Origin of the sequence: Oceanibium sediminis (assembly GCF_003265325.1) — a bacterium.
GTDB lineage: Bacteria > Pseudomonadota > Alphaproteobacteria > Rhodobacterales > Rhodobacteraceae > Halovulum > Halovulum sediminis.
Map to the genome: position 1 here is coordinate 134,470 of NZ_QGNX01000005.1, position 19,773 is coordinate 154,242.

General features: G+C 66.4%; 16 protein-coding genes. 11 read left to right on the top strand and 5 right to left on the bottom strand.

The window, feature by feature from the left end; all coding sequences use genetic code 11:
• Window positions 1-81: 81 nt before the first annotated feature.
• Window positions 82-3,399 (top strand): EAL domain-containing protein, encoded by a 3,318-nt coding sequence (locus DJ029_RS13995; RefSeq protein ID WP_198671161.1) that lies wholly within the window; start codon window positions 82-84, stop codon window positions 3,397-3,399.
• Window positions 3,400-3,405: 6 nt separating this feature from the next.
• On the opposite strand, the gene gcvP is transcribed toward DJ029_RS13995, so the two are convergent.
• The 4 genes from gcvP to DJ029_RS14015 all read right to left on the bottom strand — a co-directional run bounded on the left by gcvP (window position 3,406) and on the right by DJ029_RS14015 (window position 8,019).
• Complete coding sequence (gcvP, locus tag DJ029_RS14000) at window positions 3,406-6,255, bottom strand: aminomethyl-transferring glycine dehydrogenase (protein ID WP_112323104.1); 2,850 nt, start codon at window positions 6,253-6,255, stop codon at window positions 3,406-3,408.
• A 93-nt stretch (window positions 6,256-6,348) separates the two neighbouring features.
• Complete coding sequence (gcvH, locus tag DJ029_RS14005) at window positions 6,349-6,714, bottom strand: glycine cleavage system protein GcvH (protein ID WP_112323105.1); 366 nt, start codon at window positions 6,712-6,714, stop codon at window positions 6,349-6,351.
• 16 nt (window positions 6,715-6,730) lie between these two features.
• Window positions 6,731-7,813 carry a glycine cleavage system aminomethyltransferase GcvT gene (gene gcvT / locus DJ029_RS14010; RefSeq protein WP_112323106.1) on the bottom strand — a complete coding sequence of 361 codons (1,083 nt, stop codon included), beginning with the start codon at window positions 7,811-7,813 and terminating at the stop codon, window positions 6,731-6,733.
• Complete coding sequence (locus DJ029_RS14015; protein WP_112323107.1) at window positions 7,810-8,019, bottom strand: hypothetical protein; 210 nt, start codon at window positions 8,017-8,019, stop codon at window positions 7,810-7,812. The genes gcvT and DJ029_RS14015 overlap by 4 nt, the downstream gene beginning before the upstream one ends.
• A gap of 158 nt (window positions 8,020-8,177) precedes the next feature.
• Between DJ029_RS14015 and DJ029_RS14020 the strand changes: the two genes are divergently transcribed.
• The 4 genes from DJ029_RS14020 (at window position 8,178) to dctP (ending at window position 12,274) form a co-directional block, all read left to right on the top strand.
• Window positions 8,178-8,972 (top strand): DeoR/GlpR family DNA-binding transcription regulator, encoded by a 795-nt coding sequence (locus tag DJ029_RS14020; RefSeq protein WP_112323108.1) that lies wholly within the window; start codon window positions 8,178-8,180, stop codon window positions 8,970-8,972.
• A gap of 100 nt (window positions 8,973-9,072) precedes the next feature.
• A complete protein-coding gene (locus DJ029_RS14025; protein ID WP_112323358.1) occupies window positions 9,073-9,663 on the top strand; it encodes a TRAP transporter small permease in 591 nt (196 codons plus the stop codon).
• On the top strand, window positions 9,663-11,147 hold the full coding sequence (locus DJ029_RS14030; protein WP_112323109.1) for a TRAP transporter large permease: 1,485 nt from the start codon (window positions 9,663-9,665) through the stop codon (window positions 11,145-11,147). The genes DJ029_RS14025 and DJ029_RS14030 overlap by 1 nt, the downstream gene beginning before the upstream one ends.
• A 65-nt stretch (window positions 11,148-11,212) precedes the next feature.
• Entirely contained in the window at window positions 11,213-12,274 is a 1,062-nt protein-coding gene (gene dctP, locus DJ029_RS14035) for a TRAP transporter substrate-binding protein DctP (protein ID WP_112323110.1), read from the top strand.
• 251 nt (window positions 12,275-12,525) lie between these two features.
• Here dctP and DJ029_RS14040 read toward each other — a convergent pair whose 3' ends face one another.
• Window positions 12,526-13,005, bottom strand: a complete 480-nt coding sequence (locus tag DJ029_RS14040) for a tetratricopeptide repeat protein (RefSeq protein ID WP_112323359.1) — start codon at window positions 13,003-13,005, stop codon at window positions 12,526-12,528.
• Between the two features lie 117 nt (window positions 13,006-13,122).
• Between DJ029_RS14040 and DJ029_RS14045 the strand changes: the two genes are divergently transcribed.
• Genes DJ029_RS14045 through DJ029_RS14070 form a run of 6 tightly spaced genes read left to right on the top strand, consistent with a single transcriptional unit; the run spans window position 13,123 to window position 19,643 of the window.
• Complete coding sequence (locus tag DJ029_RS14045; RefSeq protein WP_232823082.1) at window positions 13,123-14,319, top strand: cytochrome-c peroxidase; 1,197 nt, start codon at window positions 13,123-13,125, stop codon at window positions 14,317-14,319.
• Entirely contained in the window at window positions 14,316-15,197 is an 882-nt protein-coding gene (locus DJ029_RS14050; protein ID WP_112323112.1) for a PfkB family carbohydrate kinase, read from the top strand. Before DJ029_RS14045 ends, DJ029_RS14050 begins: the two co-directional genes overlap by 4 nt.
• On the top strand, window positions 15,197-16,219 hold the full coding sequence (locus DJ029_RS14055) for a tagatose 1,6-diphosphate aldolase (RefSeq protein ID WP_112323113.1): 1,023 nt from the start codon (window positions 15,197-15,199) through the stop codon (window positions 16,217-16,219). The genes DJ029_RS14050 and DJ029_RS14055 overlap by 1 nt, the downstream gene beginning before the upstream one ends.
• Before the next feature lie 4 nt (window positions 16,220-16,223).
• A complete protein-coding gene (locus DJ029_RS14060) occupies window positions 16,224-17,615 on the top strand; it encodes an L-fucose/L-arabinose isomerase family protein (RefSeq protein ID WP_112323114.1) in 1,392 nt (463 codons plus the stop codon).
• A complete protein-coding gene (locus DJ029_RS14065) occupies window positions 17,612-18,727 on the top strand; it encodes a Gfo/Idh/MocA family protein (RefSeq protein ID WP_112323115.1) in 1,116 nt (371 codons plus the stop codon). Before DJ029_RS14060 ends, DJ029_RS14065 begins: the two co-directional genes overlap by 4 nt.
• Complete coding sequence (locus DJ029_RS14070; protein WP_112323116.1) at window positions 18,720-19,643, top strand: hydroxyacid dehydrogenase; 924 nt, start codon at window positions 18,720-18,722, stop codon at window positions 19,641-19,643. Before DJ029_RS14065 ends, DJ029_RS14070 begins: the two co-directional genes overlap by 8 nt.
• Window positions 19,644-19,773: the final 130 nt, after the last annotated feature.

Consider the following 19,773-nt stretch of genomic DNA (forward strand, 5'->3'; position numbering starts at 1 on the left):
AACCCCGCGCTTGGCACAGTCGGATGTCTTAAACATTTACAGGGTCAGATGGCGTCGCCGGCCACTGTTTCGTCAAACCTTATGCACATCGATTCCCTGATCACCGATATCGGCTCGTACGCAAACGAGGCGATAGCGATTGCCGAGGCGACTCCATCCGACGGGGCAATCCTTACCATCCGCTGGATCAACACGGCCTTTACCGAGCTGACGGGCCACACGAAGGAAACCGTCATCGGGCGGACCGCGGGTATCCTGACCGGTGAATCGACGGAACCCCGCCAGTATGAGCGGGTGGTGGCGAACCTTCAGGCCTGGTGCACCTTCAAGGCGGAACTGCAACTCTACCGCCGCAGCGGCATCAGCTTCTGGGCCGCGCTGTCGTTCCAGCCGATCCGGGATGAGGGGGGTGTCGTGCGCTATTGGATCATGCAGCTGCATGACATCAGCGCGCGCAAGAAGTCCGAGAATACCCTGGCCGACATGCAGCTGATCGCCCGCGCCACCGGCGACATGGTCTTCGTGCTGGATCGCCAGCGTCGGATCACCTGGGTGAACTACGCCTTCGAGGAGCAGACCGGCTACACTCTGGACGAGGCGCGCGGCCAGCGTGTCTGCCACATGATCAAGGCCCCCTCCGTCCCGCAGGAGGATATGGACGCCCTTGCGCGCAAGCTTGATCGGCGCTTGCCGCACACGGCGGAAATCCTGTCGCGGCGCAAGAACGGCAGTCTTTTCTACGGCGAATACGTCTTTCAGCCGACCTATGACGATTTCGGGCGCTTCACCAAATACGTCCTGCTGGTGCGGGACATCACCGCCCGCTACACGCTGGAGCAGCGCTACAAGGCGGTGTTCGATGAGACCAACGCCGCGATCTGCATCAAGTCCGGCGGGCATTACCTGCTTGTGAACCGCCGCTATGCCGACCTGTTCCGCCGCTCGCCCAAGGATTTCGTGAACGCCCCGGCGGATCTGCTGGCCGGATCGGACCTGGACGAGGTCATTCACGCGGCGGAAACGCGGGTCCTGGCGACCGGTGTTCCCGAGGTCTGGGAAGCCTCGATCACAGATGAAGACGGCGCGGCGCTGCACCTGCTCACCAAGACCTTCCGAAGCTTCGACAAGATCCTGGACACCCACATCGTCTACAGCGTGTCCACCGACATCACCCGGATTCGCCAGACCGAACGGGCCCTGTCGGCGGAGCAGGAAAAATCCATGCTCGCCCAGAAACGGCTGTGGTCCGCGATCGAGGGGATCCCCGACGGTTTCGTGCTCTATGACGAGCATGACCGGGTGGTCCACGCGAACCGGGCCTTTCGCGACATGCACGGCGCGATCGGCGCGCAGATCAGGACCGGCACCACCTTCGAGGGCATCCTGCGGCTGGGGCTTGAGGCGGGCCTGTGGAACACGGACACGCTGTCTGACGAGGAATGGCTCGCCGCCCGCCTGGACGAGCGTGAGACGGGCCGCATGAGCCAGGGCACCTACCTGGGCCTGGTGGACGGGGGGTGGATGCTGGCCAAGGAAATCCGGCTCGCCCATGGGGAAAAGGCGGGGATCCGCATCGACGCGACCGAGATCAAGGCCAGCGAAAGCGCGCTCATGGCCGCCCAGCGTGACGCCGAAAAGGCCGAGGCGCGGCTGTTCGCGGCGATCTCGGCGCTGGAAAACTCCTTCACCATCTATGACAGCGACGACCGGATTGTGCTGACCAACGTCCAGCACTTCGACGAACCGGTGGGCGCGTCGAAGGGCATGAGCTTCACCGAGCTCATCGAGAGCGCCGTCGCGCAGGGCAAGATCGAGATTCCGCCGGACACCGACCCCGAGGAATGGATCGAGGCGCGTAAGCGCCAGCACGCCGATCCGGGCGAGCCGCAGATCCAGACCCTGTCGAACGGGCGCACCTACCGCGTGATCGAGCGCAAGACGGACCACGGCGACACGGTCAGCATGCGTTTCGATCTGACCCGCGAGATGGAGCAGCAGGCCCGCCTGGAAAGCTACGCTCGCGACCTGGAAGTGTCCAAGCTGATGATGGAGGGGCGCAATGCCGACCTTGAGCGGGCGCGCCGGTCGCTGGAGTACGCGTCGCGCCATGACAGCCTGACCGGGCTGCCCAACCGGCGGTTCCTGGACTACGAGTTGCTGCGCCGCGCCAGCAATCGCGCCACGGGCAGTTTCGCGGTCCTGCACATCGACCTGGACCGTTTCAAGCAGATCAACGATGCCTTCGGCCATGCCGCCGGGGACCACGTGCTGAACACCGCCGCCACCGTCCTGCGGGACGAGACGGGCCCCGCGGATTTCTGCGCCAGGGTCGGGGGGGACGAGTTCGTCGTGCTCTGCGATACCAAGGACGATCCGGACCGGGCCGAGCGTCTTGCCGGCGATATCGTGGCCTCGCTTCGCCGCCCGGTGCGCTTCGGGGCGAACGAATGCCGCTTCGGGGCAAGCATCGGCATCGCCTTCAACGACCCCGCGAAGAAGAACGACAACCCCGGCCAGTTGCTCATCAACGCGGATATCGCGCTATACCGCGCCAAGGGCGGCGGGCGGAACCGCTGGGCGGTATTCTCGGACTCGCTTCAGGCCGAGGTGCTGGACAGCAAGCGGCTGTCGGACGACATCCTGCGCGGGCTCGACCGGGGCGAGTTCACCGCCTACTACCAGCCGCAGGTGCGCGCCGATGATTTCAGCTTCTGCGGGGTGGAGGCGCTGTTGCGCTGGAACCACCCCGAACGCGGGCTGCTGCACCCAAACAGCTTTCTTGGCGTGGCGCGGGACCTGAGCCTGCTGGCGCAGCTGGACGAGATCGTCTTCGCGCAGGCCGCCGCCGACGATGCCTTCTGGCGGCGGAACGGGCAGACCATCCCGAGGATCGCGGTGAACGTCTCCGACGCGCGGCTCAGATGCCCGGACTTCATTCGCGACGTCACCCGCCTCGGGATCGATCCGTCGCGCCTGTCGGTGGAATTGCTCGAGACGATCTTTCTGGATGACGATGATGAGATCATGACCTGGACCTTCGATCAGCTGCGCGAAATGGGCGTCGCGATCGAGCTGGACGACTTCGGGACCGGGCATTCCTCGATCATCGGGCTGTTGAAGCTGAAGCCGGCGCGCGTGAAGATCGACAAGAGCTTCATCGACCAGATCCTCGGCGCGTCCGAGGCGGAGGCGCTGCTGCGCTCGATCATCGATATCGGGCGCAACCTGGACGTGGACACGGTGGCTGAGGGGATCGAGACCCTGCAACAGGCGGAAATGCTGCGCGAAATGGGCTGCGACGTTCTGCAGGGCCACGTGTTCGCCGAGGCGATGAACGCCGAGCAGATCCTGCACTACGCGCGGGATGCCCTGGTGCCGCAATTGCAGCACCAGAGCTGAGGGGCGTTATTCCGCCGCTTCGCTGTAGCTTTCCAGCGGCGGGCAGGTGCAGACCAGGTGGCGGTCGCCATAGGCGTTGTCCACACGGTTCACCGGCGCCCAGTACTTGTCCACCCGGAACGCGCCCGGCGGGTAGCAGGCCTGCTCCCGGGTGTAGGGGCGTTCCCAGTCGCCGACCAGGTCCTCCACCGTGTGCGGCGCGTTCTTCAGCGGGTTGTTCTCCGCGTCGATCCGCCCTTCGGCGATGTCGTCGGCTTCCGCGCGGATCGCCAGCATCGCGTCGATGAAACGGTCAAGCTCGGCCTTCGGCTCGCTTTCGGTCGGCTCCACCATCAGCGTGCCTGGAACCGGCCAGCTCATCGTGGGGGCGTGGAAGCCGCAATCGATCAGGCGCTTGGCCACGTCGTCCACGGTCACGCCCGCCGCCTCGGTCAGGGGGCGGATATCCAGGATGCACTCATGCGCCACGTCCCCCGTGGGGTTGGTGTAGAGCACCTTGAACGCGCCCGACAGCCGCTTGGCGATGTAGTTCGCGTTCAGGATCGCCACCCGCGTCGCCTGGGTCAGCCCTTCGCCGCCCATCGCCAGGATGTAGGCATAGCTGATCGGCAGGATCGAGGGCGAGCCGAACGGCGCCGCGCTGACCGCGCCGGAGCCACCCATGTGGCAATGGCCCGGCAGGTAGGGCTCCAAGTGCGCCTTGACCCCGATCGGCCCCATGCCGGGACCGCCCCCGCCATGGGGAATGCAGAAGGTCTTGTGCAGGTTCAGGTGGCTCACGTCGCCGCCGATGTCGCCCGGCTGGGCGATGCCGACCATGGCGTTCATGTTCGCCCCGTCGATATAGACCTGCCCGCCGTGCTGGTGGGTGATCTCGCACACCTCGCGCACCGTGTCCTCGAACACGCCGTGGGTCGAGGGGTAGGTGATCATGCAGGCGGCCAGGTTCTCGGCGTTCGCCTCGGCCTTGGCGCGGAAATCCTCCACGTCGATGTCGCCGTTTTCCGCCGATTTCACCACCACGACCTTCCAGCCCACCATCTGGGCAGAGGCGGGGTTGGTGCCATGCGCCGACATCGGGATCAGGCAGACGTTCCTGTGCCCCTCTTTCCGGGCCTTGTGATAGGCGCGGATCGTCAGCAGCCCCGCGTATTCGCCTTGTGCGCCGGAGTTCGGCTGCATCGACAGCGCGTCATAGCCGGTGATCGCGCAAAGCTTCGCGCTCAGGTCCTGGATCAGGTGCGTGTAGCCCTCGACCTGGTCGGCGGGCGCGAAGGGGTGCACGTCGGAAAATTCCGGCCAGGTGACGGGGATCATCTCGACCGTGGCGTTCAGCTTCATGGTGCAGGAGCCGAGCGGGATCATCGCGCGATCCAGCGCCAGGTCCCGGTCCGCCAGGCGGCGCATGTAGCGGGTGATTTCCGCCTCGGCCCGGTTCATGTGGAAGATCGGGTGCGTCATGTACTTGGTTTCGCGCAGGTTTTCGTCCGGCAGCCGGTAGGGCCGGTCGCTGTCGCGATAGGTCATCTCTCCGCCAAAGGCGCGCCAGACGGCCTCCACCGTTTCGGGGTAGGTGACCTCGTCACAGGAAATGCCGATCCGCGTGGTCCCGATCTTGCGCAGATTCACGCCACCGGCCACGGCGGCGTTCAGGATTACGCCCTGAAGCGCGCCCACCTCGACGGTGATGGTGTCGAAGAAACGCTCGGGCTTCACCTCGAAGCCCAGCTTTTCCAGGCCCGTCGCCAGGCGCACCGTCTTGCGGTGCACGGACTGGGCGATCGCCTTCAGCCCGTCGGGCCCGTAATAGATGCCGTACATCGAGGCCATGACCGCCAGCAGTGCCTGCGCGGTGCAGACGTTCGACGTGGCCTTTTCGCGGCGGATGTGCTGCTCGCGGGTCTGAAGCGACAGGCGATAGGCCTTGTTGCCGCGCGCGTCCACCGACACGCCGATCAGCCGGCCCGGCATGGCGCGCTTGAACGCATCCTTGCAGGCCATGTAGGCGGCGTGCGGGCCGCCATAGCCCATCGGCACGCCGAAACGCTGGGTGGAGCCGACGGCGATATCGGCGTCCATCTCGCCCGGGGATTTCAGCAGGCACAGCGCCAGCGGGTCGGCGGCCAGGATGCCGAGCGCCTTGGCCGCGTGCAGTTTTTCGATGGGGGCGGTGAAATCATGCACATGCCCGTAGGTGCCGGGGTACTGGAAGATCGCGGCGAAGACGGCCTCGGGGGCCAGGTCGGTGAAAGGGTCGCCCACGATCACCTCGATCCCCAGCGGCTCAGCACGGGTGCGGATCACGTCGATGGTCTGCGGATGGCAGCGCTGGTCCACGAAGAAGCCGGTGGCCTTCGACTTCGCGCCGCGCTGCGCCATGGTCATGGCCTCGGCCGCCGCCGTCGCCTCGTCCAGAAGCGAGGCGTTGGCCACCTCCAGCCCGGTCAGGTCGGAGATCATCGTCTGGAAGTTCAGCAGCGCCTCAAGTCGGCCTTGGCTGATTTCCGGCTGGTAGGGGGTGTAGGCGGTGTACCAGGCGGGGTTTTCCAGGATGTTGCGCTGGATGACAGGGGGCGTCAGCGTGCCGTAATACCCTTGGCCGATCAGGCTTTTCATGCCTTTGTTACGCTCGGCGATTTCGCGCATGGTGCGCAGCACGTTGCGCTCGGACTGCGGGTCGCCGAAGTCCAGCGGCTCGGACTGGCGGATGCCCTGGGGCACGGTCCGGTCGATCAGCGCGTCCAGCGACGGCAGGCCGAGCGTTTCGAGCATCTGCGCCATTTCCGCCGGCGCGGGCCCGATGTGGCGGCGGTTGGCGAAATCATACGGATTGTAGTCGGTCAGTGAGAACGTCATGGTGCCCCCTTTGGGTGGCCGCTCCGTGACAGAGGCGGCCGGATTGGATACGCAACAACTGCGCCGGTGCGCGCCCCCGCAGGCGCGCCCCGATCAGGCGATGAGGTCCTTGTAGGCGGCCTCGTCCATCAGCTTTTCCAGCTCGCCCGCGTCCGCGATCTTGATCTTGTAGAACCAGGCATCGCTTTCGGGGCTTTCGTTCACGTTCGCGGGCGTGTCGGCCAGCGCCTCGTTGGCTTCCATGATCTCGCCCGTCACGGGGGCGTAGATTTCGGAAGCGGCCTTGACGCTTTCCACGACGCCGATCTCGTCGCCCTGCTCGAAGCTTTCACCGGCGTCCTTCAGCTCGACGAAAACGACCTCGCCCAGCTGCTCGGCGGCGTGGGCGGTGATGCCGATGGTGGCGATGTCGCCGTCGACGTCCAGCCACTCGTGATCTTCGGTGTAGTAAAGTGCCATGGGTCTGGTCCCTTGTTCAGCGTTTGTAGTTCTGTTTGACGAAGGGCAGGGCGGTGACCCGGCCCGGCAAGGGCTTGCCCCGCACGATCAATGCGACCTCGGTGCCCGGTTCTGCGAACCCGGCATCCACGTAGGCGATGGAGATCGGCGCCCCGAGGGTGGGGGCGAATCCGCCCGATGTCACCTCACCGATACGCGTTCCGTCCGGCGCCGTCACCTCGGTATGCGCGCGCGCCGGCGCGCGGCCGTCCGGCAGGATGCCGACCATGCGCCGCGCCGGCCCTTCGGCGAGTTCGCGTGAAATCCGCCCGTGGCCGGGGAAGCCGCCTTTCTCGCGGCGGCGTTTCTGGATGGCCCAGGTCAGCCCCGCCTCGATGGGAGAGGTGCTCTCGTCGATATCCTGGCCGTACAGACACAGCCCCGCCTCCATCCGCAGGCTGTCGCGCGCGCCAAGGCCGGCGGGCTCTGCGCCCGCGTCCACGAACTTGCGCGCCAGCGCTTCGGCCTGGTCGGCGGGCATCGAGATCTCGAACCCGTCCTCGCCCGTGTAACCGAGGCGCGAGATGCGCACCGGCACGCCGTCGATGCTGGCGGTGGTGGTCTCCATGAAGCTCAGCTCCGCCGCTTCGGGGCATATGGGGGCCAGCAGCGCCTCCGCCCCCGGTCCTTGCAGGGCGACCAGGCCGAGGTCGGAGCGGTGGGTCATATCCTCGCCGAACACCGCCTTCAGGTAGGGCAGGTCATGATCCGCCCGCCCGGCGTTGCTGACAAGGTAGAGGTGATCGCCTGCGTTGGACACGATCAGGTCGTCCAGGATGCCGCCGTTCTCATTGGTGAAGAACGTGTAACGGGCCTTGCCCTCGGGCAGGGTGGTGATGGCCGAGGGCACCAGCGCTTCGAGCTTTTCTGCCGCATCCGCGCCGCGCAACTCCACCTGGGCCATGTGGCTGACGTCGAACAGGGTCACGCCCTCACGCGTGGCCTTGTGTTCGCCCATAAGGCCGAGCGGGTAGCTGACGGGCATGTCCCAGCCGGCGAATTCGACCATCTTGGCGCCGCGCTCGATGTGGAAGTCGTAAAGTGGTGTGCGTTGGCTCATGCGGCGTCCTGTTCGTGAAAGTTGAAACCCAATGTGGTCAGCAAGGCCCGCGCGACCGGATCGTTGCCCGCAATCTCAACATGCGAGGCCGCCGCCTGCAACCGCGTAGCCGACTGGCCGCGACAGGCGCAGCTGCGCTGGCCGGGGGGGAAGAGCCCGACGCGCGGCAGATCGGGCCAGCCGATTGCAATTCTGTGTACCGCCATTCCGATCCCCGGTTCGGGCTTGTTTCCTATCGGAAACTTCCTCCGTTTCGGAGGTGAGTCGCAAGGGCCGTTTTCTGCGGGCTGGCGCAGGGTGGAGGGAGGCTGGACGGGGGCGTTCGAAATGAATAATATTGCGAACCTTACGAAAGTTAAAACGAATGAATTCCGAAAGCCTCTCCGACCGCCAGGACATGATACTGGCCCTGCTGCGCCAGCAGGGCGAGGTGGTGGTCGACGACCTGGCCTCGCGCCTGCAAACGACGCCGCAGACCATCCGCAAGGACCTTCGCGCGCTGGCGCGGCACGGCTACGCGACACGGTTCCACGGCGGCGCCACGCTGCGGCCGGGGCAGGTCTATCTTGACTACGACACCCGGGCGCGGGTGGCCGCCGGGGCGAAGCAGATGATCGGGGTGGCGGCGGCGCGGATGCTGCCGCGCGGCGCCACGGTGTTTCTGAACGCCGGCACCACGACCGAGGCGGTGGCCCGCGCCCTGACCGGCAACCACCGTCTCAGCGTCATCACCGACAGTGTTCATATCGCCGATATCCTGCGGAAATTGCCTGAAGTTTCGGTCATTATCGCGGGCGGCGCCGTGCGCGGGGCCGATGGCGCCGTGGTGGGCGCGGCCGCCGTTTCCTTCCTGGAACAGTTCCGCGTCGATTATGCGCTGATCGGCGCTGCGGCGATCACGGCGGACGGCGACCTGATGGATTACGACCTGGACGAGGTGATGGTGGCGCGGACGATGATCCGCAATGCCCGCGACGCCTTCCTGCTGGCGGACGGCTCCAAGTTCGGGGTCAACGCCCCGGTTCGGGTGGCGCATCTGTCCGACACCACGGCCCTGATCACCGATCGCTGCGAGAGTGCGGCCATTCGCGAGCTGTGCGAAACCCACGGCGTGGACCTGCAGGAGCTTTCGAGTCCATCGGGCGCGAACCCCGGCTGACAGCGGGGTTGACAGGTGCGTTCGATTTCCGTCAGCATCCGAAACCAGCGTGACCGCCAAGGCGCAGAACCTGCGGCACTTCAGATGGGATGGAACGCCGATGATGATCTTGTGGGGGCCGCTGCGCCTTCTGACCGCGATCAACAGCACGCTCTTGAGTATCGGACGCTTCCTGGCCTGGGTCGCGCTGGCGCTGATGGTGTTGGCGATCCTGGCGCAGGTGTTCTTCAGATACGTCCTTGGTGACGCGCTCAACTGGTCCGAGGAACTGGCCCGTTTCCTGATGCTCTGGATGACAGGGCTGATCGCGCCCTCAGCCTATCGCTGGGGCGGGTTCGTCTCGATCGACATGTTGCCGCAGGCGCTGTCGCACGTGACGGGGACGATCCTGAACCTGGTGCTGCTGTCCGTCGCCATGGTGGTGCTCGTCGTCGGAGTATCCCTTGGATATTCCGAGGTGACGGGCTTTGCCGGCAAATTCGCCAGCCCCTCGCTGAAAGTGCCGCTGTCGCTGGTGGGGGGCGCGGATATTAAGGTGCTCAAGGCCTACATGATGGCCTCGCTTTTGGTGTGCATGGTTCTGATGTTCATGGTGAACATAGAGTTGATGCTGCGCGCCCTGATCGGGCTGCTGGATCCGGACGCCGATCTGCCGCGCGATCCGGCGATGATCGCAGCGGGGTCGGACTGATGCTTATCTGGTTCCTGCCGATCTTCCTTGTCCTGCTGATGATCGGGATGCCGGTCTTCTTCGGGTTGCTGGCCGCGCCCGGCGTTCTGCTGTGGCTGGACGGGCAGGAACGGAACCTGATCACGCTGTATCGCAACGTCTACAACGGGATGGACAGCTTTCCGCTGATGGCGCTGCCGTTCTTCATGCTGGCGGGCGAGCTGATGAACCGGGGCGGCATCACGATGCGGCTGGTGGAATTCAGCCAGGCGATCATGGGGCACCTGCGCGGCGGGCTGGCGCATGTGAACATCCTCAGCTCGATCCTGTTCGCGGGCCTGTCGGGCTCGGCCGTCGCCGATACCTCGGCGCTTGGCTCCACGCTGATCCCGGCGATGGAGAAGAACGGCTACACGCGCCGCTTTGCCGCGGCGATCACCGCGGCGAGTTCGGTCATCGGGCCGATCATCCCGCCCTCGGGCATCATGATCATCTATGCCTACGTGATGGGCGAGAGTGTCGCCGCTCTGTTCCTGGCTGGGATCGTGCCGGGCATCATGGTGGGCGTCGGCCTGATGATCATGGTACGCTTGTTGGCAGACCGCTACGACCTGCCGAAGGCCGAGCGGATCGTGCGCAAGGGCCAGACCGTCAGCCCGGTCGAGAACCTGATCGCGCGCATCCTCGCGCGGATCAATTTCGTGGGGATCCTCTGGGGGATCTACACGCTGCTGTCCTCCAGCCTCGACATGGAGCGGGCCCCGGCACTTTCGACGCTGGCGGTCTTCGCCGTGGTGACGGAGCTGTTCTTCCGCGCCATGCGCCGCCGCATGTCAGAGGATATCCGCATCGTCTACAAGCGCGCCGTGGTGCCCCTGCAGACGCCGATCATCATCCTTGGCGGGATCCTCGTCGGCGTCTTCACGCCGACCGAGGCGAGCGTGATCGCGGTCGCCTACGCGATCCTGATCAGCTTCTTCATCCTGCGCTCGATGAAGCTGGGGGACTTGCCGGGCATCCTGAAGAAGTCCGCGCTCGGCTCCTCCACCGTGCTGTTGCTGGTAGGGGCGGCGGTCGCGTTCAAGACGGTTGTCTCGCTTTCCTACGCGCCGCAGATCCTGGCGGATTTCATCCTGTCGCTCAGCGAAAACCCCTACACGCTGCTGTTCCTGATCAACCTGCTTCTGTTCATCGTGGGCATGTTCCTGGATGCAGGGCCCGCGATCATCATCCTCGGCCCGATCCTTGGCCCCATCTTCGTCGACATCGGCGTGCACCCGGTGCATTTCGCCATCATCATGTCGGTGAACCTGACCGTGGGGCTGGCGACGCCGCCCATGGGGCTTGTGCTGTTCGTGGCGAGTTCGGTGTCAGGCGAAAAGGTCGAGACCATCTCGAAAGCGATCCTGCCTTTCCTGGCGGTGGAGGTCCTGGTGATCTTCCTGATCACCTACATCCCGGCGATTTCCTTGACGGTGCCAAGGCTCACTGGCTTCATTCAATGACGATGACACACGCATGTCATACGCAAAACTTACGTAAAACAGACCGATCAAGAGGAGGAAAACGGATGCGGTTCCAAACAGCGATCAAGACGCTTGCCATCGCGGCGATGCTGACTGCCGGCGTGGCCCAGGCGCAGGATTTCACGATCCGTGCGACGGCCAACGCGAACGAGAATGACGAGGACGCCGACGGCCTCAACGTCTTCAAGCAGTATGTCGAGGCGGCGTCCAACGGCGCCATCGGGGTCGAGGTGTTCATGGGCACACAACTTTGCTCGAACGGGACGGAGTGCGTGTCCGGCGTCGCCGACGGCTCGATCGACGTCTATATCTCCACCTCCGGCGGGACGGCGGGAATCTTCCCCTTCGTCCAGGTGCTCGACCTGCCGTACCTGATGGCGGATGACCGGGTAGCCGAGGCGGTGCTCGCCAACGGCTCGACCTTCATGAAGACGATGCAGAAGATGGTGATGGACGCGTCTGGCGGGGCGGTCCGGCTGATGACCATCGGCAACACCGGCGGCTGGCGGAACTTCGCCAACACCGAGCGGCGGGTGCAGAAGCCCGAGGACCTGGCCGGGCTGAAGATCCGCACCGTGGTCGCCGATCTGCCCCAGGTGCTGGTCAAGGCGCTTGGCGCGTCGCCCACCCCCATCCCCTGGCCCGAGTTGTTCACCAGCTTCCAGACCGGGGTTGTCGAGGGGTCCAAGAACGGCATCACCGATATCATGGGCATGAAGTTCCCCGATGCCGGCTTGCAGTATCTGACGCTGGACGGGCACGCCTACATGGGCGCGCTGTGGTTCATGAACAACGAGAAGTTCATGTCCATGCCGCCGGAGCTGCGCAAGGTCGTGGTCGACGGGTTCTACCAGCTTCAGCAGGCCACCTTCGCCTCGCCCAAGCGCAAGTCGATTCAGGCCTACGAGGATTTCGTCGCCGGTGGCGGGGATCTTTACGTGCCGACGCCCGAGGAAAAGGCCGCCTTCGCCGCCGCGGCAGAGCCCGTCTATGACTGGTTCAAGGAAAATGTCGACGGCGGAGAGGAGATCTTCGAGGCGATCACCGCCGCCGTGGCCGAGGCCGAGGCCGAGATCAACGAGATCTACGAAGCCGAGTTGAACTGAGCACACCTTCGGGGTCGCTGCTGTTGGGGCGGCCCCGAAGCCCCTGCACGTGGAAAGCCCCTAGGGGCGCGATGCCAGACCAACGATAGCATGGGCCTGCGTCTTGTGCGGCGACGAACCCTTCGCCCCACTGGTCGCCGGCTAACCAAACCCCAATCCGCCGCCAGAGCGGTGTGTCCTTGCGGAAGTAGACGATGCGATTGTCCAGCCATATCCCGACCTTGCGGCCCCTGCGGCCCGCCGGGAGCACGCTATTCGAAGGGGAACAGCCAGACGCGGTAATCTTCGAGCAGGATATTGGCCTGCGCGATCTGCTCGGGCGTCATCTTCTTCACCACCTCTTCGCGGCTGATCGCGGCGTCCGGATCGCCGCCGATGGTGGAAAGCTCGTACCACAGAAGCGCGCGCACGAGGTCCGGGGCGGGCATCCCGCGCCCCACCTCGTAGTACCAGCCGACGCCCGATTGCGCGCCGGGATGCCCCTTCATGGCGGAGCGCAGGTACCACTCGAAGGCGCGCACGTCGTCCCGCTCCACGCCCAGGCCCATCGCGTACATCACGCCGATCAGCTCCTCCGCGTCGGCGTTGCCCGCGCGCGCCGCTGGCCAGAGTTCCTCGTAGGCCTGCTCGAAATGCCCCGCCTCCATCAGGTCGCGCGCTTCGCCGATGTCGGCTTTCGCGCCAAGGGGCAGCAACAGCAGGGGCAGGATGCAAAGCAAACGTCGGGTCATGGGCGGGCCTCCTTCATCGGGGCAGTCTGCCTGCTGATCGGCATCGCCTCAACCGGCTATGCGCAGGAACGGCTGACGGCGGACGACTTCCACCCCGTAAACCCGAAGGCGGCGGCGGTGGGGCAGTTGCTGTTCTACGATCCGATCCTGTCGGGCAACCGCAACATTTCCTGCGCTACATGCCATCACCCGGACCACGGCACCGGCGACGGGCTGTCGCTGGGCATCGGGCAGGGGGGGGCCGGCCTTGGCCCGAAGCGGCGCGCTGGGCCGGGCGCGGTGCAAAAGCGCATTCCGCGCAACGCGCCAGCCCTTTGGAACCTTGGGGCGAAGGAAGTCGAGGTGCTGTTCCACGACGGCCGCCTTTCCGTGTCGGACGTCTGGGGCACCGGCTTTGACACCCCGGCAGAGGAATACCTGCCCCTCGGGCTGAAGACCCCGCTGGCGGCACAGGCGCTGTTCCCGCTGATCGCGCGCTTCGAAATGGCCGGCGCCCGCGAGGATAACGAGATTTCCCGCGCCGCCCGACGCCGCTTTCAGGAGGCATGGCCACTGGTTGCCAAGCGGGTGCGTAACATTCCCGAATACGCGGCGATGCTCAGCGACGCCTATCCCGGGATTGCCGCGCCGGGCGATATCGACATCACCCATATCGCCAACGCCCTGGCCGATTTCATGAACGCCGAGTTCCAGAGCTTCGACAGTCCCTGGGACGCGTGGCTGGCCGGCGACAAATCCGCGCTGAGCGCCAAGGCCGACGCCGGGCGCGCCCTGTTCTTCGGTAAGGCGGGCTGCGCGGAGTGCCATTCCGGCGCGCTGTTCACGGATCAGCGTTTCCACGCCCTGGCGCTGCCCCAGTTCGGCCCCGGCCGCACGCGCCTGTTCGACCCGATCCCGCGCGACGTGGGCCGCATGGCAGAAAGCGACCGGATCGAGGACGCCTATCGCTTCCGCACCCCGTCCTTGCGCAACGTGGCGCTGAGTGCGCCCTATGGGCACAACGGCGCTTATGCCACGCTGGAAGGGATCATCCGCCACCACCTGCGCCCGGCCAGCGCCCTTGCGACCTGGAATAAGGCGCAGGTCGTGCTGCCGCCCATCGAAGGCATCAGCAAGATCGACTTCATCGCGCTGAGCGACACCCGGGAAAGGGCCCGGCTGCGCGCGCGAATCGACATCGCCCCGCCGCGCATGGATGATGCCGAGGTCGCCGCGCTGGTCGCCTTCCTCCGTGCGCTGACCGGGACCGACAGCGTCAAGGGCCGCCTTGGCGTGCCCGAGCAGGTGCCCAGCGGGCTGGAGGTCGACAGATGACAAAGGTTCTGGTCTGCGGTTCTGCCGTGATCGACATGGTCTTCGATGTTCCGGCGTTTCCCGACAGTGCCGAGAAGTACCAGGCGACCGACGCGCGGATCGTTGGCGGCGGCTGTGCGGGAAACGCGGCGGTGGCCATAGCGCGCCTTGGCGGGCAGGCGGTTCTGGCCGCGCGCGCCGGGCAGGACCTGATCGGGGACATGACCCGCGCCGATCTGACCCGCGAAGGGGTTGATGCGGCGCTTTGGGAAACCTCGGCCAACGGGCGTTCGGCGTTTTCGTCGATCCTTGTCGATCCATCGGGGGAACGTCAGATCGTGGCGTTTCGCGGCGCTGGCCTGCCGCGGCGTCTGGGTCGCCCCCTCGTCCGTGCGGACGCCGTGCTGACCGACACTCGCTGGCCCGAGGCGGCGGCGCAGGTGCTGTGCCACGCCCGGGAACTGGGGGTGCCCGGCGTGTTGGACGGCGAAGCGCCGGTGGACCCGGAGTTGCTGGCGCTGGCCACTCACGTCGCCTTTTCCGCCCAGGGGTTGCGGGATTTCGCGGGCACCGATGACAAGGTCGCGGCGCTTAAGCGGGTTGCGCCGCAAACCGATGCTTGGGTCTGCGTCACTGATGGGCCCAACGGGGTCACCTGGCTTGAGAACGGCACCGTCTGCCACGCCGCCGCGCCTGAAATCACGCCCGTGGACACGCTCGGGGCCGGGGATGTCTGGCACGGCGCGTTCACCCTTGCCCTGGCCGAAGGCACGCCGCTGCCCGAGGCGGTCATTTTCGCCACCGCCGCCGCCACGCTGAAATGCCTGACGCCCGGCGGGCGTTCCGGCGCACCGGACCGGGTGGCCACGCTCGAATTCATCGAAAGGATGCAGAACTGATGCAACTCTCAGCCGGAAAACTCTGGGGCATGCGCCGGATGGCCGATGCCAACGGGCGTTTCAAGATGACCGCCGTGGACCAGCGCCCGCCGATAAAGGGCCCGATCGCAAAGCACCACGGCACGGAGGAAGCCCCCTGGCAGGACGTCGCCCGGTTCAAGACGCTGCTGGTGGAGACACTTCAGGACGCCTCCTCCGCGATGCTGCTGGACCCGCATTACGCGATTCCCATGGGGCTGGACCGGTTTTCGCCCACCAAGGGGCTGATCGTGACGCTGGAGGACAGCCTGTTTCACGAGACCGACGGCGGGCGTACCTCGTCGCAGATCGACGACTGGTCGGTGGAAAAGATCAAGCGCATGGGCGGGGACGCGGTGAAGGTGCTGGCCTGGTACCGCCCCGACGCCAGCGCCGACGTCTGCCGCGCGCAGCAGGACTACACCAAGGCCATTGGCGAGGCCTGCGCGCGCTACGACATCCCCTTCCTGTTCGAACTTCTGGTCTACCCCCTGAAGGGGGACGCGGACCAGACCAAGGACTACGTGGAAATGCAGGGCAAGCGTGCCGACCACGTGCTGCAATCGGTGGAGGAGTTCGCCAAGCCCGACTACGGCGTCGATGTCTTCAAGCTGGAAAGCCCGGTGAACGCGGCGGATGCGGACGGCTCGGCGTCCGTTCAGGCGGTGTTTGACGAAATGGGCCGCCTGTCGGGGCGGCCCTGGGTCATGCTGTCCGCCGGGGCGGGAAAGCCGGAGTTCCGTGCGATCTTGGAACATGCCTATGCGGCGGGGGCCTCGGGCTACCTGGCCGGGCGCGCGATCTGGCTGGACGCTTTCGGCAAGTACCCCGATTGGGCCGCGATGGAGGCGGACCTGCGCGGTGAGGCGAACGCCTACATGGCCGACCTGAACGCGCTGACCGATGCAAAGGCGCTGCCCTGGCAGGACCACCCGCTGTTCGGGGGCAAGGCCGGGATCACCCCCGCCGACGCCAGCTTCCGCCACGTCTACGAAGGAATGTGATCCCATGCCCCGTCTCGGTATCCTGCCCCTTGGGCGGGCGACGTTCGATGTTCCCTTTGCCGAGGAAAAGCTCGGCCAGATGCTTGCCGCGCTGGACGCCAGCGGGCACGAGCTTGTCGGCCCGCGCACACTGCTGATGGACGCCGACGCGACCAGGGCGGCGATCGACGCGCTGAAGGGGGAAGCGCCCGACCAGGTGCTGATCCTGCAAGTCACCTTCACCGACGCGGCGATGACACTCGCCATCGCCAACGCCTTTCCCGATGTGCCGCTGTCGATCTGGGCGGTGCCAGAGCCCCGGCTTGGCGGGCGGCTCAGGCTGAACGCATTCTGCGGGCTGAACCTCGCCTCCCACGCGCTGGGGCTGGCGGGGCGCGATTTCGGGTGGCTATATGTCGACGCGCCTGAGGCGGACCTGTCCGCGCTGCTCGGCGGCGCGCGGATGGCGGGGCGGCTCAACCCCGTGCCGCCGCAAGCGGACGCCGCGCTGGGCGCGGGTGTCGCGCAGGCGCTGGCGGGGCAGCGGATCGGGCGCATCGGTGCCCACCCCGACGGCTTTGAAACCTGCGCCTATGACGCGGAGGCCCTGAAATCGCTCACCGGGGTGGAGGTGGAGGCGTTGGAGCTTGACCAGCTGTTCGACACCGCCCGTGCAGCCGCGCCCGAGGACACCGCCGCCGTGCGCGCCGCGACAGCGGCGGAGCTGCCGGACCTCGACCAGGTGGACCAGGAGCAACTCGACCGCTCGCTCGCGCTGCGCGTCGCGCTGGACCAGATCCGCGCCAAGGGGCGGTTCGACGCCTTCGCGATCCGTTGCTGGCCGGAGACCTTCACCGAGTACGGCGGCGCGGTCTGCGGCCCTGTCGCGCAACTGGGCGAGGCCCGCGTTCCCTGCGCCTGCGAGGCGGACGTCTACGGCGCGCTGACCCAGCTGATGCTGCAAGAGGTGGCGAAAGCCCCCGTCTTCCTTGTGGACCTGGTCGACATTGACGCCGATGACGATACCGGCGTCGTCTGGCACTGCGGGCAGGCGCCCCTGTCCATGGCGGATGCGGACACTACGCCCTCGGCCACGATCCACACCAATCGCAAGATGCCGCTGCTCTACGAATTCGCGCTGAAACCGGGCACGGTGACCTTCGCGCGGATCAGCCAGGCCCACGGGTCGCCCCGGTTGGTGATTGCGCGGGGTGAAATGCTGAAACGGCCCATGGCCTTCACCGGCACCTCCGGAACCGTGCGGTTCGACGCCCCGGCCGGAAAGGTGCTGGAGCGGGTGATCGGCGCAGGACTCGAACATCACATGGGGCTTGTCTACGGCGATTACGCCGCGGCCCTGCACGGCGTTGCGGCGGCCCTTGGCCTGCCGGTACTGGACCTGGGAGACGTCGCATGACCTTGCGTTACGGAATCATCGGCTCTGGCATGATGGGGCAGGAGCATATCCGCAACATCGCCCTGCTGGACGGGGCGCGCGTCGCCGCCATCGCGGACCCGAACCTGCCCATGGCGCGCGCCGCGCAGGAACTGGCCGGGGCGGAGGCCTGCGCAAGCTACCTGACCCACGAGGAAATGCTGGCCGCGGGCGGGCTGGACGCAGTGGTCATCGCCGCGCCGAACCACCTGCACCTGCCGATCCTCGAGGACGTTCTGAAAACCGACATGCCGGTGCTGTGCGAAAAGCCGCTCGGCCTGACGGATGCGGAATGCGCACGGATCGAAAGCCTGCAATCCCGGCGCAAGGCGCCGCTGTGGGTGGCGATGGAATACCGCTACATGCCCGCCATCGCCCGCCTGATCGAGGAGGTGGGCAAGGGCACCGCCGGCACCGTGCAGATGCTGTCGATCCGCGAACACCGCTTCCCCTTCCTGCCGAAAGTCGGCGATTGGAACCGCTTCAACGCGCAGACCGGCGGTACGCTGGTGGAAAAATGCTGCCATTTCTTCGACCTGATGCGCCTGATCCTGAAGTCCGAGCCGATCCGGGTTTATGCCTCAGGCAATATCGACGTGAACTTCCTCGAAGAGGACTATCTTGGGCGCAAGCCCGACGTCATCGACAACGCCTACGTGATCGTGGATTTCGCCTCCGGCGCGCGGGCGATGCTGGACCTGTGCATGTTCGCCGAAGGCTCCTACTGGCAGGAGGTGGTGTCCGCCACCGGCGATCTTGCGCGGGTGGATGCGCGCTTGCCGGGGCCCGCACGCTTCAACCCGGATGGAGAGGAACGGGCGAGCCAGATCCTGATCTCGCCCCGCATGAAGCGGGATTTCCGCCGCGAGGATATCCAGATCGATCACGCCATCGCCAGCGCGGGCGACCACCACGGCTCGACTTTCTTCCAGCATCAGCGCTTCGCCGAGATGCTGCGAAACGGAGGCGCGCCGGACGTCTCCGTGCGCGACGGGCGGATTGCGGTTGCCGTCGGCGCGGCGGCAGAGGAAAGTGCGCGCACCGGGCAGGCCGTCGTCCTGCCTCAATTCACGAAGGAGAGCGCCGTTGCCTGATGTCGTCATCACCGAATTCATGGACGAGGATGCTGTCGCCCGGCTGTCGGCGAAATACGAGACGCATTACGATCCGAAGCTGGTCGATGACCGGGACGCGCTGGCGGCACTTCTGCCGGGCGCGCGGGCGCTGATCGTGCGCAACCGCACGCAGGTGCGCGGCGATCTGCTTGCAGCGGCGGGCAGCCTGTCCTGCGTCGGGCGTCTGGGTGTCGGGCTCGACAATATCGATGTGGCTGCCTGTGAGGGGCGGGGGGTCACCGTCTACCCCGCGACCGGCGCGAATGACGCCAGCGTGGCGGAATACGTGATCACCGCGGCGCTGGTGCTGCTGCGCGGCGCCTGGCTCAGCTCCGCCGTGGTGGCGGCGGGCGAGTGGCCGCGCCAGGCCCTGATCGGGCGGGAGGTCGGCGGGCGCACCATGGGCCTGGTCGGCTTCGGCGGCATCGCGCGCGAAACCGCCGCGCGGGCCCAGGCGCTGGGTATGCGCGTGATCGCCCATGACCCGTTCTTTGAGGCCGGCGACCCGGCATGGGGCAGCGTAAGCCCGGTCGAGCTCGACACGGTTTTCGCCGAAGCGGACGCCGTGTCCCTGCACGTGCCCCTGACGCAAGGCACACGCCACATGGCCAATGCGGATCGGCTGGCAATGATGAAGCCCGGCTCGGTCCTGATCAACGCCGCGCGCGGCGGCGTGGTGGACGAAGAGGCGCTGGCAGCAGCCCTGAAAGCAGACGGCGGCCTGTCAGGCGCGGCGCTGGACGTGTTCGAGGAAGAACCCCTCGGCGCGGCGGCCGGGGCGCGGTTTGACGGCCTGAACGTGCTGCTGACGCCCCACATCGCGGGCGTGACCGAGGAAAGCAACGTGCGCGTCAGCGGCCTGATCGCGGAGCGGGTGCTGGCGCATCTGGGCTAGCACTTGGCGGCGGGGTAGGGCAGGTGCCCCATCCCGCGCCTTTGACCGCCCGGCATGGCTGTGACGGCCAACGAGCAGGGTTGCCCGAAAATCAATATGGGTGAGGAATTGCGCCGCCCCCGGCGCTGAC

Coding starts and splice junctions, on each gene's coding strand:
- DJ029_RS14015 (WP_112323107.1), bottom strand. CDS start 8,019: ATGGCGGTACACAGAATTGCAATCGGCTGGCCCGATCTGCCGCGCGTC.
- DJ029_RS14065 (WP_112323115.1), top strand. CDS start 17,612: ATGACCTTGCGTTACGGAATCATCGGCTCTGGCATGATGGGGCAGGAG.
- DJ029_RS14030 (WP_112323109.1), top strand. CDS start 9,663: ATGCTTATCTGGTTCCTGCCGATCTTCCTTGTCCTGCTGATGATCGGG.
- DJ029_RS14050 (WP_112323112.1), top strand. CDS start 14,316: ATGACAAAGGTTCTGGTCTGCGGTTCTGCCGTGATCGACATGGTCTTC.
- dctP (WP_112323110.1), top strand. CDS start 11,213: ATGCGGTTCCAAACAGCGATCAAGACGCTTGCCATCGCGGCGATGCTG.
- DJ029_RS14055 (WP_112323113.1), top strand. CDS start 15,197: ATGCAACTCTCAGCCGGAAAACTCTGGGGCATGCGCCGGATGGCCGAT.
- DJ029_RS14040 (WP_112323359.1), bottom strand. CDS start 13,005: ATGACCCGACGTTTGCTTTGCATCCTGCCCCTGCTGTTGCTGCCCCTT.
- DJ029_RS14060 (WP_112323114.1), top strand. CDS start 16,224: ATGCCCCGTCTCGGTATCCTGCCCCTTGGGCGGGCGACGTTCGATGTT.
- DJ029_RS14025 (WP_112323358.1), top strand. CDS start 9,073: ATGATGATCTTGTGGGGGCCGCTGCGCCTTCTGACCGCGATCAACAGC.
- gcvP (WP_112323104.1), bottom strand. CDS start 6,255: ATGACGTTCTCACTGACCGACTACAATCCGTATGATTTCGCCAACCGC.
- DJ029_RS13995 (WP_198671161.1), top strand. CDS start 82: ATGCACATCGATTCCCTGATCACCGATATCGGCTCGTACGCAAACGAG.
- gcvH (WP_112323105.1), bottom strand. CDS start 6,714: ATGGCACTTTACTACACCGAAGATCACGAGTGGCTGGACGTCGACGGC.
- gcvT (WP_112323106.1), bottom strand. CDS start 7,813: ATGAGCCAACGCACACCACTTTACGACTTCCACATCGAGCGCGGCGCC.
- DJ029_RS14020 (WP_112323108.1), top strand. CDS start 8,178: ATGAATTCCGAAAGCCTCTCCGACCGCCAGGACATGATACTGGCCCTG.